General features: G+C 65.9%; 12 protein-coding genes. 7 read left to right on the top strand and 5 right to left on the bottom strand.

What is annotated here, in order from left to right:
* The first annotated feature begins 194 nt into the window (after positions 1-194).
* Positions 195-752: a sterol desaturase family protein gene (locus SAS01S_RS01875; RefSeq protein ID WP_245656714.1), complete on the top strand. Its 558-nt coding sequence runs from the start codon at positions 195-197 to the stop codon at positions 750-752.
* Positions 753-804: 52 nt separating this feature from the next.
* Here the strand turns inward: SAS01S_RS01875 and SAS01S_RS01870 are convergent, their stop codons facing one another.
* The 5 genes from SAS01S_RS01870 to SAS01S_RS01850 all read right to left on the bottom strand — a co-directional run bounded on the left by SAS01S_RS01870 (position 805) and on the right by SAS01S_RS01850 (position 6,211).
* Complete coding sequence (locus SAS01S_RS01870) at positions 805-1,998, bottom strand: glycosyltransferase family 4 protein (protein WP_066803911.1); 1,194 nt, start codon at positions 1,996-1,998, stop codon at positions 805-807.
* Positions 1,998-3,638: a capsular polysaccharide export protein, LipB/KpsS family gene (locus tag SAS01S_RS01865; protein WP_369405699.1), complete on the bottom strand. Its 1,641-nt coding sequence runs from the start codon at positions 3,636-3,638 to the stop codon at positions 1,998-2,000. Before SAS01S_RS01865 ends, SAS01S_RS01870 begins: the two co-directional genes overlap by 1 nt.
* Before the next feature lie 155 nt (positions 3,639-3,793).
* Positions 3,794-4,402, bottom strand: coding sequence for a histidine phosphatase family protein (locus SAS01S_RS01860; RefSeq protein ID WP_066803907.1), 609 nt, complete (start codon positions 4,400-4,402; stop codon positions 3,794-3,796).
* Positions 4,393-5,223 carry a 3-deoxy-manno-octulosonate cytidylyltransferase gene (locus SAS01S_RS01855; protein ID WP_066804068.1) on the bottom strand — a complete coding sequence of 277 codons (831 nt, stop codon included), beginning with the start codon at positions 5,221-5,223 and terminating at the stop codon, positions 4,393-4,395. The genes SAS01S_RS01860 and SAS01S_RS01855 overlap by 10 nt, the downstream gene beginning before the upstream one ends.
* Entirely contained in the window at positions 5,216-6,211 is a 996-nt protein-coding gene (locus SAS01S_RS01850; RefSeq protein WP_066803905.1) for a KpsF/GutQ family sugar-phosphate isomerase, read from the bottom strand. The genes SAS01S_RS01855 and SAS01S_RS01850 overlap by 8 nt, the downstream gene beginning before the upstream one ends.
* Before the next feature lie 157 nt (positions 6,212-6,368).
* On the opposite strand from SAS01S_RS01850, the gene kdsA reads away from it, so the two are divergent.
* From kdsA to SAS01S_RS01820, 6 genes are all read left to right on the top strand, one after another.
* Positions 6,369-7,217: a 3-deoxy-8-phosphooctulonate synthase gene (kdsA, locus tag SAS01S_RS01845; protein WP_066803903.1), complete on the top strand. Its 849-nt coding sequence runs from the start codon at positions 6,369-6,371 to the stop codon at positions 7,215-7,217.
* A 35-nt stretch (positions 7,218-7,252) separates the two neighbouring features.
* Positions 7,253-7,561, top strand: coding sequence for a hypothetical protein (locus SAS01S_RS01840; RefSeq protein ID WP_066803899.1), 309 nt, complete (start codon positions 7,253-7,255; stop codon positions 7,559-7,561).
* 126 nt (positions 7,562-7,687) lie between these two features.
* On the top strand, positions 7,688-9,352 hold the full coding sequence (locus tag SAS01S_RS01835; RefSeq protein ID WP_066803896.1) for an efflux MFS transporter permease: 1,665 nt from the start codon (positions 7,688-7,690) through the stop codon (positions 9,350-9,352).
* A 1-nt stretch (position 9,353) separates the two neighbouring features.
* On the top strand, positions 9,354-10,550 hold the full coding sequence (locus SAS01S_RS01830; protein WP_084238390.1) for an HlyD family secretion protein: 1,197 nt from the start codon (positions 9,354-9,356) through the stop codon (positions 10,548-10,550).
* On the top strand, positions 10,547-11,956 hold the full coding sequence (locus tag SAS01S_RS01825; RefSeq protein ID WP_066803893.1) for an efflux transporter outer membrane subunit: 1,410 nt from the start codon (positions 10,547-10,549) through the stop codon (positions 11,954-11,956). The genes SAS01S_RS01830 and SAS01S_RS01825 overlap by 4 nt, the downstream gene beginning before the upstream one ends.
* A gap of 112 nt (positions 11,957-12,068) precedes the next feature.
* Complete coding sequence (locus SAS01S_RS01820; protein WP_066804062.1) at positions 12,069-13,517, top strand: ATP-binding protein; 1,449 nt, start codon at positions 12,069-12,071, stop codon at positions 13,515-13,517.
* Positions 13,518-13,524: the final 7 nt, after the last annotated feature.

The following is a 13,524-nucleotide window of genomic DNA, read 5'->3' as shown; positions in this document are numbered from 1 at the left end:
TCCTATGACCCTTCCGTCGCGGGCATTCCAGGCGGTCCGCCCCTGTTTCGACCATAACGGCGGCTTTTTGCTGCATTGCAACTTGACGGGCGTCGGCGCGGTGGTCATGCCCGGGGAATCGAAGGGAAAAACGACTGTTCGATATGAAGTACGGGTCCACTTCGCCGCGTATCAGGTTGTTTCGTAACGATTTGATGGAGCAGCTAACGCTGGTGTCGCCGCCGGTGTTCGCGCTGATATGGACGGCGTTCCTCGCTGTTGCCGTCTATGCCAGCTGGGGCGTGGCAAGCCTTCCGGTTTCGATCGTGCTCGTCTCGCTCGGGATGCTGACCTGGACGCTGTTCGAATATGCGATGCACCGCTTCGTCTTTCATTTGAAGCCGAGATCAGCGGTGGGCCGCGCGTTCATCTTCCTCGCGCACGGTAACCACCATGCGGCGCCCGGCGATCGCTATCGCAACATCATGCCGCCGCTGGTGAGCGTGGTCATATCGGCGATGATCTGGGCTGCGTTATGGCTGATGCTCGGGCCGATCGGGTCGGTATTCTATCTCGGCTTCGGGATCGGCTACGTCGTGTACGACACGATCCATTATGCCTGCCATCAATTGCCGATGCGCAGCCCCTTGCTGCGCCATTTGCGTCGCCACCACATCCGGCACCACCATGCCAGGCAGGAAGGTAATTATGCGATTACCGCCACCTTCTGGGATCGCCTGTTCCGAACCGAAATTGCCGCCAAGCGGCGTTAGAGTTTGTTTCAGCGAAGCTGAAACGATTGCGATGAAAGCCATGGCGGCGCGGTCATAGCCGCAGCTCGTCGATGGCCTCGCGGACGATCGCGATATGGTCTTGCCAGGACGGCGGCCGCCACTCCATCAGGCGCTGATTTTGCGCCGCGTGAAGCGGCCCCGCGCGGAAATGATCGAGGATGTGCGCGGTCCAGCCTGGCCCGTCGAGCGGATCGAGAAAATCGGGCACATCCCCTCCCGCCTCGCGCAGTGCGGGAAGGTCGCTGCAGATCACCGGAGTTCCCACCGCCAGCGCCTCGGTGACCGGCATGCCATAGCCTTCCGCGAACGATGGCAGGAGCAGCGCACGCGCACCGCGCAGCAATGTTTGCATCCGCTGATCCGAGCAGCCGTTGAGTTCCTCGACATGCCCGCGTAGCGCCGGACAGCGCTCGAGCATGTCGATCACCTGCTCATTCTCCCAACCGCGGCGGCCGACAATGATCAGGCGGGGAACGGCGTCGCCGGGAAGCTTGTCGGCCATCGCCCGCCATAGATTGAGCAGCAGCAGATGGTTCTTGCGCGGCTCGATCGTGCCGATGCAGACGAAATAGGGCTCGGCTGGTGCGGCCTCCGGCAGGGATGGCGCGGGACCCTCGTGCGTGCCGAGCAGCGCGACGCGCACCTTTACGTTGCGCCCTGCCCGCTCGAGCCAGGGCCGCAGCGAGTCGCCGGTCGCACCCGAATTGACGATGATGCTATTGGCCAGGGCCGCGATTGTTTCGATCCGCCGCTTGTGAAGATCGGCACCATTGGGACGCGCATATTCGGGATATTCGATCGGAATCAGATCGTGGACCAGACACAGGAACCGCGCCTGCTCGCGCGCGAGAATGCGTCGGACGAGCGCGGGTCGCGTGAGATGATGCGGCGAGGCCTGGACATAGACGCTCCCCGCCGCCGCGCGCGGTCGTTCCGGCAGCAGGCCGAGCAACGTCGGCAGAATCTCGAACAGCGAGCGCTGTTCGGCCCCACCCTCTTCCGATTCCCAGCGCTTTTCCAGCGTGTCGAGAAAGCGCAAGACCTTCTCGTTCGAGAGTCGGCCGTAAAAGTCGAATGGATGCACGGCGGCGAACCGCAGGCGATCGCCGAAACGCGCGTGCAGCCCGCGCGCGTAGGCCATCTCCACCCGATCGACGCCGGAGGGTGTGTGATGCCGGGCCCGCGACACCAGCCGCGACAGGTCGAGAATGACGTCGCCGGCCATCAAGCCCACCGCCTCGACAACCGGCCCTGGGTCTGGCGGAGCTTCGTAACCCAGCCCAGCCGGTTATGCGCGGCGCCATCGCCAAACCGCCGGATCAGCACTTCCGGCGTGCATGGCAGGCCCGTCGCCGGGTCGAGATAGCGTGGATAGACGATCAGTACCGCGGCGATCAGTTCGTCGAGCGTCAAGCGCCGACCGCGCCGGTCAGGCACCTCGGCGAGATCGCGCGTCAATCCCCAGCCGGCATAGAAAGGCATTCCATGGCAGGTCACGTCGCGTCGTCGCAGCAGCGCTTCAAAACCGGTGAGCGACGTGAGTACATGGACCGCATCGACCTGATCGAGAAGGGAGGCCATGCCGCCGCCCCGAACGATTCGGTCGGCATGTTCGAGCGCGTCGCTGTCGCGCACCGCGCCCTTGCGATGGCCGGCATCGACGTCCGGATGCGGCCGGAACCAGATTTCCGAGTCCGGTTCGAGCGCGCGCACGCGGCGCACCAGGTCGAGATTGCTCGACAATCCGCCGCCGCCGAGCCGCACCGACATATCGTCCTCGACTTGCCCGGGGACGAGAACCAGGCGACGGCCGATCTGGCGAGGCGGGAAGGCATGCGCGGCGCCATTTCCATATTTGCTGATCCCCGCCGCGACGATGGCCTCGCGCAGCCGTTCGGCACGCGCGAGCAATGCCGGCGGGAAGTCGGCGCCGGCAAGCAAGTCTTCCAGATCACTCGGCCGACTAGGGTCATAATGGATGCCGCGTCGATCGACAGTCACCGATGCAGGCGGCACGAGGTTGCTGCCCAGGCCGACCGAGCGCACGAAGCCATCCTCCACGCGTACCAGCGGGACATGTTTTTCGGTCGCCGACACTGCCATGCCGTCGGACACACGCGACGGCCAGATCGCGACGGCGCCGTCATGCCGGGCGGCAAAGGAAAGCGCGCGGGCCTCGGATCGAAAGAAACGCATGGGGTGCTGGGGCGTCCACAGGAACCGTGCGATCTCGCGCCGCTTCCACCAGCTGAAGCCACATGCCGCGACGATCCGCCGATTGGCGTCAAGCGTCCGGCGCCAGTCTCCCAGCAGGGCTATTGTTTCGTCGATGCCCGCATCCTTCCCATTGAAGGGGTCGCGATACCGCGCGCGCGCGGTATCTTCGGCGACGATCCGGCGCAGCCGCGCGGTATCGTCCGCGGGTGCGCCAAAACGACCGGCGGACAAGAAGTGAATGCGCGCGCCGGCGATCACGGCGATCGCTACCCATTCGTCGTCGCCGTGCGCGATCAACGTCGCCGCGTCGTCGAGCAGCGACCAGGGGTCGATCTCGCAGGTCCCGTCATGGGCCTGGCCAGTATCATCCGCAGGGGATATCCGGACCGCGGCACCGCGCTCCGCCTCCGTCAGCATCGCCTCTGCCTGCTCGACATCGTCGGCGGAACGGCAACGGAGGATCACTGTCGCCCCTGCATCCTCGCCCGGCGATGCCCAAAAGCATCCGCCGATCCGGACGTCGCGGATCGCGGCGAAAAGGCGGTCGATCGCCTCGGACGAAAGTGCGGCCGCAGCGTCGGTTCCCGGCCGCGTAACCGAGGCGCCGATGACGGGGAATGGCGGCGCGCGGAGAAGGGGAATGCTCATCGGCATCGTCTCGGCGGGCGCAGTTCTGGCGATCGTATCACGCGCACCCACGCCTTCGTCGCACCTGGCTGCGGGTCTGTCTCATCGACGGAAGCGAACGGGCACAGCTCATCGCCCGGCTTTCTCTTAATGCCCCTGCCGATGCAAGCCGAGGGTCATGGCCGCCGATCCCACGCGACCAGGCGGAGCTCGTCCTGCTCGCGCACGATCGTCCCATAGGCCCCGGTACGAAGCTTCAGCGACGACAGCGCCGACGCCTGACTGCGCAGCCGCTCGTCGGAAAGCAGGGCGAAACGCGCCGCGCCGTTGCTGGTGACGATCAGGACATGTCCACCGCCGGTCTTCCAGAGATTTTGCCAACCCGCGATCCGGCGGTCCGAATCGACGATCCAGCCGTCGGGCGCCCGCGCCTCTTTGTCCCAGGCGACCAGCGCGTCGTGCCCGATCCTGGCGATGACATCGCTATCGATTAGCCCCTCATCCGGACCATGATCGATTTCCGTCAGCCAATCGACGGATTGGACGACCGGCGCCTGGGGTTGACCAACGAGAATGGCGTCGATCGTCGCCCGCGTCCGCAGCAGCGGCGCCGCCAATGCGCGGTCGAAGACCAGCCCCAGCTCGGCAAAACTCCTGCCTAGCGCCCGCGCCTGATCGAGGCCGCTCGCGACGAGGGGCAAATCGGTCCGCGCTCCGATTCTGCGCGCCTGTTCTCCGGCATCGAACGTATTGCCGTGCCGGACGATCGTGACGATCAGATCCATGACAAATGCGGCTCGCCATGATCGGCGATGAGGCGCTCGGCCATCGCAACGTCGGCCGGGGTGTCGATCCCCGACATGGCATGAGGAAGCGCCGCGACTTCCACCGTGAGGATATCCTCGCCTGATTCGAGGAAACGCAATTGCTCCAGTCCTTCGAGAATTTCGTAAGGCGTCGGAGCCATCGCCTCGAAACGCCCGAGCGCCTCGAGACGATAGGCATATAGGCCGAGATGCCGGAAAACCGGCGACAGCGGACCCTCCTGCCGCAGCTGCGCTTCGCCGCGAATTGCGGGGATCACCGCTTTGGAAAACCACAATGCACGATGGTCCGCACGCCGCACGCAGGTCGTCCCGCTGAACGGCGAGGTATGCTTATGCCGTCGCAATGTATCGAGCGCCTCCCACGACAGGCGAACGATCGGTGTCGCGACGCTTAAGGTCGAACCACGCAGCGCCGCGATCAGCGCAGCGATCGTCGCCGGCTGCACGAAGGGCGCATCGCCCTGCAGGTTGAGCACCACGGACGGCGCAATCTCGCGGTCGCGGGCGACCGCCCAGGCCCGGCCCGACCCCGAGCTGATCGCGGCGTCGGTGACGATCGCGTCACATCCAAGGCTCCGGGCATGATCGAGGATACGCGCATCGTCGGTTGCGACGACGACATCTGCATTGCCGACCCGCCGTGCTCCTTCGCGCGCGACGGCGACGACTCGCTCCAACAGCGTGCGGCCGGCGATTGGGATCAACGGCTTGCCGGGCAAGCGTTGGGACGCGAAGCGAGCCGGAACAACAATCAGCGCGGGCCGCTCGTCCTCAGGCAACGCCGGCACGAAGGATGTCGTGGAGGTGGATCACGCCGACCAGTCGCTCGTCCTTGCACACGAAAAGCGCCGAAACGGCATTCTCGTTGAGGATACGCAGGGCATCCGATGTCAGCGTATCGGGGGACACCGAGATCGGCGTCACGGTCATGTGATCGCGGATATCGTCGCCGAGATGGTTGGCCGTGAAGCTGCGCCGAAGATCGCCGTCGGTAAAGGCGCCGATAAGGCAACCATCATCATCGACCACGGCGGTGCAGCCATGGCGTTTTCGGCTCATCTCGATCGTCGCGTCGACCAGCGTGGCACCGATCCGCACCTTCGGAACATCGTCGTCGCGCGCCATCAACTGTGCGACCGTCGTCAGGCGCGCGCCCAGGCTGCCGCCGGGATGGAATGTCAGGAAATCCGATCTGCTGAAGCCGCGGCGTTCGATCAGCGCCACAGCCAGTGCATCGCCGAGCACCGCCTGAACCGTGGTCGACGATGTCGGTGCCAACTCATTGGGGCACGCCTCTCTAATCTCCGGTACGACAAGACATATGTCGGCGGCACGTCCGGCGGTGCTGTCCGCGAACGCGGTCGCGACAATGAGCTTCACGCCGAAACGGCGGCAATAGGTAATGACGTCGCCGAGCTCGGCCGTTTCGCCCGACCAGCTCAGCGCCAGCACGATGTCGTCCCCGCCGATCATGCCGAGATCGCCGTGGCTCGCTTCGCTGGAATGCATGAAGAGCGCGGGGGTACCGGTCGAGCGCATCGTAGCGGCGACCTTACGGCCCACCAGCCCGCTTTTCCCCATGCCGGTCACGACCAGGCGACCCGACATATCAGCGATCATCGCCACCGCATCGACGAAGCCCGTGCGCAACGGCGGAACTCGTAGTGCCTGAGCGAGAGCCTCAAGTGCCTCAATCTCGATTTGGGTAGTGCGAAGAGCGGAATGGAGGCCTGCTTCGGCCATGAAATTCGCAGCGGGGGCCTGCATAAAATTCCTTAATGCCATACATCGACAACCAGGTCGGCACGCTCTAGTCCGCTATCGCATTGACTTCCAGCGATTATGAAGCGCAGGGCATCGCAAAACGGGCACTCGTCGCCTTAAGCGACCGGCGTATCGCGTGGCAAGCAACTTAAGGGCAAAAATGCAGCTTTGCGGTCAAGAAATTGGTTCAAATCGGCGGCTTTTTTTCATTGCCGGGCCTTGCGTCATCGAAAGTGAGGCTTTCGCGCTGGATACAGCCACGCGACTCGGTGCCATAGCTAAGCGGCTCGGGGTGCTGCTGGTTTACAAAAGCTCGTTCGACAAGGCCAATCGCAGCTCAGGGGCCTCGTTTCGCGGCCCTGGCATCGACGAAGGGCTGCGCATTCTGGAGAAGGTCCGCGCCGAAACCGGCCTCCCCGTCCTGACTGACGTTCATTCGGAGGACCAGGTGAAAGCCGTCGCCCAAGTCGCCGATGTGCTGCAAACGCCCGCTTTCCTTGCGCGTCAAACCGATTTCATCGCGGCTGTCGCTGCGTCGGGCAAGCCAGTCAACATCAAGAAGGGGCAGTTTCTCGCGCCGGGGGACATGGCTCACGTCGTCACCAAGGCGCGCTTGGCCGCGGAGGCTGCCGGCGTTCCGACCGACAATTTCCTGGTGTGCGAGCGCGGCGCGAGCTTCGGGTACAACAACCTCGTGTCCGACATGCGCAGCCTCGCGATCATGCGCGGTACCGAATGCCCAGTGGTGTTCGATGCCACTCATTCGGTACAATTGCCCGGCGGGCAAGGCGACCGCTCGGGCGGTCAGCGCGAATTCGTCCCCGTCCTGGCTCGCGCGGCGGTAGCTGCTGGAATAGCCGGACTGTTCATGGAAACGCATCCCGATCCTGATCGGGCGCTGTCCGACGGACCCAATAGCTGGCCGCTCGATCGGCTGGAACCGCTGCTGCAACGGCTGCTCGCGATCGATGCGGTGGTGAAGGAAGGCCGCCTCGAGGAAGCATCGTAGGCGGAACGCGGTACCGCAGGCAGCGTTCAATCCTCATGTTCGCTCATGTCCCGATCGCGATAGGCGTCCAGCTGATATGCTGGGGAATCGGCCATTTGCTCGGCGCGCCTGCCCGGGCCTCGATCTGGATCGGGTGCTTCGCCGGCGCCGCCGTCTGCATTATGCGCGAGATCACGCAGCGCGAATATCAGTGGATCGAGCAGTTCGGCCACGGCCGCCGCGTCAATATGCCGGGCTATGCTGGCGTCGAAATTTGGCAGTGGAATAGCCATTCGGTTTCGGAAACGATCGTCGCTGTGCTGGCGTGTTTGGTCGTGGCGGTCATCGTGACGAGCCGAACATAGACGGCGCGTCGCCAGCGAAGGCGCGCGCCGGCGCCTTTTGCGGGCGGTACAATACTGGCCAATTGAGCGAAAGCTGGTAACGCTGAGCGGCCGGCGGTAGGTGTCCGGGATGCCAGGGGCAGACGCGTGACGGACTATGTCTTCAAGCCGCACGAAAGGCCGACGCTGCCCGGGTCGCCGGCCAATCCCGATCATCCGACGAACCGCAGGCTGCTCTATTTCCTGATCGGCTGCCTGATCGGCATCACCGGCGGACTGGGCAATGCGCTGGTCACGGTGAACCTCAATTTCGCGCAAGGGACACTCGACCTCTACACCAATGAAAGCGCCTGGCTGACCGGCGCCTATTTCATGACCAACGTCACCGCCAATCTGTTACTGGTCAAATACCGCCAGCAATTCGGGCTGCAGCCGTTCATCCGCTATTCGCTCGTCACTTATGCCGCGACGACGCTGATGCATCTGTTCGTCCACGATTTCTGGAGCTCGGTCGCGGTGCGTGCGATGAGCGGCATCGCGGCGAGCGGCCTGTCGACCTTGACCATCCTCTATTTCTTCCAGTCGCTGCCGGCAGCCAAGCGGCTCGCCGGGGTGATGATCGGAATCTGCATCCCGCAATTGGCGACGCCGATCGCGCGAATCCTGTCGCCGCACCTGCTCGAATGGGGCGATTGGCACAATCTCTACTGGCTGGAATTGGGGCTGGCGCTGGCGACATTGGCGGCAGTGATGAGCCAGCCCCTGCCGCCGAGCGAACGCGAGAAAGTTTTCGAGCCGGCCGATTTTCTGACCTTCGGGCTGCTTGCGCCGGGGCTGTGGCTGCTGATCGCCGTTTTGTCGGAAGGGCGGATCGAATGGTGGACCGACCAGCCCTGGATCGGCTGGGCGCTCGCCGCCAGCATCGCGCTGATCGCCGCCGCGGTGATCGTCGAGCACAATCGCGCCAACCCACTGATCAACACGCACTGGCTGGGCAGCCGAGAGATCGTGCGGCTGATGGTGGTCGCCGCGTCCGTGCGTATCCTGTTGTCCGAACAAGCTTTCGGATCGGTCGGCCTGCTCAATGTGCTGGGACTGATCAACGACCAGATGGTCACCTTGAACTGGATCATCGTGCTCGCCTCGATCGCCGGGCTTGCCACCGCGGTGCTGACCTTCCGGCCGAGCGATGTCGCACTGCCGATCAGCGTCGCGGTGATCCTGATCGTGATCGGCGCCTTCATGGATGCCGACGCCACCAATCTGACCCGGCCGAGCAGCTTTTATGTCAGCCAGGCGCTGATCGGCTTCGCTTCTTTGCTGTTCCTGGCCCAGGCGATGGTCATCGGCATCGCGCGGACCTTGCTCGCCGGCGGCCGCAATTTCGTCAGTTTCGTCGTGCTGTTCGGCTTGAGCCAGAGCGTCGGCGGATTGCTCGGCAGCACCTTGCTCGGCACGTTCCAGGTGATGCGCGAGAAATTCCATTCGCACGAACTGGTCCAGCGCATCGTGGCGACCGATCCCCTGGTCGCGGCACGGCTGCGCGCGGGCGGCGGGGCGATCGCCGGCGTAGTCGGCGATCCGACGTTGCGCAGCGCTCAGGGCGCGGCACTGCTGAGTCAGCAGGTCTCGCGGGAAGCCAATATCCTGGCGTTCAACGACGTTTTCCTGCTGGTCGGGGTGCTTGCCATCCTGATGGCGCTGTGGGGGTTCCTGATCCGTTGGTCGATCCGCCGCCGCGGCGAGGCATCACCGGTTGTGTTGCTCCAGCAGCGGATGCAGGCTCAGGCTCAGGCTCAAAAGGGGCAATGAAATGAGCGATCAGCCGACAGCGGACACGCCTGAAACCGGGCCGCAAGCACCGGCACCGATACCTGCGGTGCCAGAGTCGGCACCGCCCCCACCATCGCCCCCCGAGCCGACGCCCGATCCCCAGATCGACGCGCCGCCATCGAACTGGCGTCCGCCGGCCAAATCGCGCGCGACCGTGGCGGCGATCATCGTGCTCGCACTCTGCGCGATCCTGACGATCCTCTATTCATGGCGGTTGCCGCCGTTCGCCGGATGGTCGGAAAAGACCGACAATGCCTATGTCCGCGGCCGCGTCACGATCATCAGTCCGCAAGTCAGCGGCTATGTCACCCATGTCACCGTCCAGGACTTCGCCGAGGTCAAAGCGGGCCAGGTAATGGCGACGATCGACGACCGCATCTATCGCGCCCGCGTGGCGCAGGCCGAGGCCAATGTGGCGGCGCAGCAAGCGTCGCTGGCCAATTCGGCGCAAGCGCAGCGCTCGCGCGAAGTCGCGACCGAGGCGCAGAATGCCGGCATCGCCAATGCTCAGGCGCAATCGGTCAAGGCGCAGGCCGATATGCGCCGCGCCCGGGCGCTGGTCGCCGACGGATCGATCTCGGCGCGCGAATTCGACCAGACCCGCGCCGCCTTGCTCGCCGCCCAGGCCGGCGTGCGTCAGGCCCAGGCCAGCCGCGCGATCGGCACGCAGGACGTCCGCACCGTCGTCGTCGGACGCGCCGGGCTGGAGGCCGCGGTCGAATCGGCCAAGGCACAGCTTCGCCTGGCGCAGATCGACCTCGACAACACGATCATTCGCGCGCCCGTCGATGGACAATTGTCGGAGATCGGCGTGCGCGATGGCGCCTATGTCACCGCCGGCACACAATTGCTGTCGATCGTGCCGCGCAATGTTTGGGTTGTGGCCAATTATAAGGAAACGCAGACGCGTGACATGGCGGTCGGTCAGCGCGCCACGTTCAAGGTCGACGCGTTGGGTGGCGCGCTCCTCAACGGCCGAATCGAAAGCCTGTCGCCCGCCGCCGGCTCCGAATTCGCAGTGCTCAAGCCCGACAACGCGACCGGCAATTTCGTCAAGGTCGCGCAGCGTATCGCAGTGCGCATCGCAATCGACCCGGGACAGGCCGCGGCGGCGCGGCTGAGGCCCGGCATGTCGGTCGAGGTCAGCATCGACACGCGCGGCGGGCGGCAACGATGAGCATGCGGCTCGCCGCACTGCTGTTGGCGACAGCACTCGCCTCCTGTGCCGGCCCTCCGGTGAGGACCGCCGCGGTGCCGCCGGTGGCGCCGCCGCCAACCTGGCGCACCGATACCGGACCGGTCGCACCGATCGACCGCGCCTGGTGGCAGTCGTTCGGCGATCCGGCGATGACCGCGCTGATCGACAGGGCGCTGGCCAACAACACCGATATCGGCGCCGCAATGGGGCGGGTGCGCGAACTGGAGGCCAATCTGGCGCTCGCGCGCGCGCAATTGCTGCCGACGATCGATGCCAGTCTCAGCGGCGCACGGTCGCGCTCGGTCAACGCGTTCGGCCTGCCGTCGGTGCAGAATGCCGCGCAACCCCAGGTCCAGGCCGCTTACGAAGTCGACCTGTTCGGCCGGCTCGCCGACCAGAAAGCAGCAGCCAGGGACGCCTGGTTCGCCGGCCAGGCGGCGCGCGATTCGGTGCGGCTATCGGTCGCCGCCGCAGTGGCGAGCGGCTATATTTCCCTGCGCGGGCTCGACGCTCGGCTGGAGGTCGCGAAGGCCACCGTCACGGCGCGGGCGGAATCGCTCCGGCTGGCGAGGTCGCGGGTCGGGCGCGGCTATTCGCCCAAGCTCGAGCTCCAGCAGGCGCTGGCCGAATATGACGCCACCGCGCAGATCGTGCCGCAGATCGAGCTCGCCATCGCGCGGACCGAGGATTCGCTCAGCCAGTTGACCGGGGAGACGCCGCAAGCGATCGACCGCGGCCTGCCGCTCGACCGGTTGGCCGTACCGCTTGTTCCCGGCGGACTGCCGTCGGAATTGCTGCGCCGGCGGCCCGACGTGGCGCAAGCCGAATTCCAGCTCGCCGCGTCGGACAAGTCGCTCGCCGCCGCGCGCAAACGCTTCCTGCCGCAAGTCAGGCTCAGCGCCGCCGCCGGCGCCGCCTTTTCCACCCTGCTCAAGGACCCGATCACGATCTGGTCGGTTGGCGGCAGCATCCTGGCCCCGCTTTTCGAGGGCGGCCGGCTGACCGCGCAGGCCGAAGCGGCCGGCGCGCAGCGCGATCAGGCAGCGTTCGGCTATCGCCGCGCCGCGCTGACCGCGTTTCGCGAGGTCGAGGATGCTTTGGCCGGCGCCAAGCGGCTCGACGAGCAAGTGGGGCTTGCCCGCGCGCAGCAGGATGCGCTGGCGGAAGGATTACGGTTGGCGACCAACCGCTATCGCGAAGGCTATTCGCCCTATCTCGAACAGCTCGATGCCCAGCGCGGACTGCTCGGCGCCCAGCTGTCGCTGATCCAGCTTCGTTCCGACGCACTCACCGCGCGTGTCCAGCTGTTCCAGGCGATGGGCGGCGGCTGGCAACACTGCCCAACCGGGGGAGATACCTGCGTGCCGGAGATCACCGGCTATTGATCGCGGCAACACGCGCGTCGCCTCTCCGCCCGGCATAGCGGACGGATAATCCGCAGCTTTTTTCGCCGCCACGGCTTGCCCTTCGATGGCGGTTGCCACCATGCGCGGGGCAATGACGTTCCAGATCGATATGGGGATCGATTCGAGCGGCCGGCCGGCATGCGTCGATCTCGAAGAACTTCTCGCCACCCGTTTGCTCGTCCAGGGCAATTCGGGATCGGGCAAGTCGCATCTGTTGCGCCGCCTGCTCGAAGGCAGCGCGCGGCAGGTGCAGCAGGTCATCGTCGACCCCGAGGGCGACTTCGTCACTTTTGCCGGCCCTTATGGTCACGTCGCGATCGAGGCGGTCGATTATTCGCTGGCCGAGATCACCCGCTTCGCCACGCGCTGCCGCGAGCATCGCACCTCGGTCGTGCTCAGCCTCGAAGGGCTGGAGATGGAAGGGCAGATGCGCTGTGCCGCGACCTTCCTGTCGGCGCTGTTCGATGCCCCGCGCGACTATTGGTACCCGGCGCTGGTGGTGATCGACGAGGCGCAGATCTTCGCGCCGGCTGCCGGGGCTGAAGTCGCCGAGGACGTCCGTCGCGCCTCGCTCGGCGCGATGACCAATTTGATGTCGCGCGGACGCAAGCGCGGGCTGGCCGGGATCATCGCCACGCAACGCTTGGCGAAACTGTCGAAGAACGTCGCCGCCGAGGCGAGCAACTTCCTGATGGGGCGGACCTTCCTCGACATCGACATGGCGCGCGCCGCCGATCTGCTCGGGATGGAGCGGCGCCAGGCCGAGGCGATCCGCGACTTGCCGCGCGGAACTTTCCTCGGGCTCGGCCCGGCGGTCGCGCGCCGCCCGGTGACGATCCGGATCGGCGAGGTCGAGACCAGCGCGCGCAGTTCGAGCCCCAAGCTGGTGCCCCTCCCCGACCAAAGCCCGGCCGAGGACATGCGCGACTTCATCCTGGCGCCGGTCGAGGAAACCATGTCGCTTCCGTTAGCACCCCCTCCCCCGCCGCGTCCGGCACCGGCGGCCGAATTGCTCGAGGCGCTGGCGGCGACGCCCGCGGCCGAACCCGAGGACGCTGATCCGGTCGATGCCGATGCGGTGATGGCCGACGCCCTGCACGGCATCGTCGCCGATCCGGACAGCGCGCTGCGTCCCGCCGCCGCCTTGTTCCAGGATTTCCAGGTGCGCTGCCGGATGGCTGGGCTGCGCCGCATCGCGCTCGATCCGTCGAGCTTCGCGCGCCGGCTCGCCGCCGCGCGCGCGGGGATCTACCAGCCCGAGGACGAGCAATGGGCACCGGCGATGACCGCCGCCGCCGCGGTGCCCGACGAGATGCTCGGCGCCTTCCTGCTGATCGCCCGCGCCGCGCGCGAAAATGCGCCCTGTCCGAGCGATGAGGAGATCGCGCGCATCTATGGCACCAGCTCGCTCGGCCGCGCGCGCCGTGTCTTGGCCTATATGGAGGATCGCGACGTCATCGTGACGCGGACCGATCTGTCGGGGCGGCGGTCGGTGACGATTCCGCGCCTAGGCTGGACGACCGCGTCGACCGACGCGTGAAGCGCGC

The sequence above is a fragment of the Sphingomonas asaccharolytica NBRC 15499 genome, from assembly GCF_001598355.1.
GTDB classification, from domain to species: Bacteria; Pseudomonadota; Alphaproteobacteria; order Sphingomonadales; family Sphingomonadaceae; genus Sphingomonas; species Sphingomonas asaccharolytica.
This window is presented reverse-complemented; position numbering and strand designations above follow the sequence as displayed.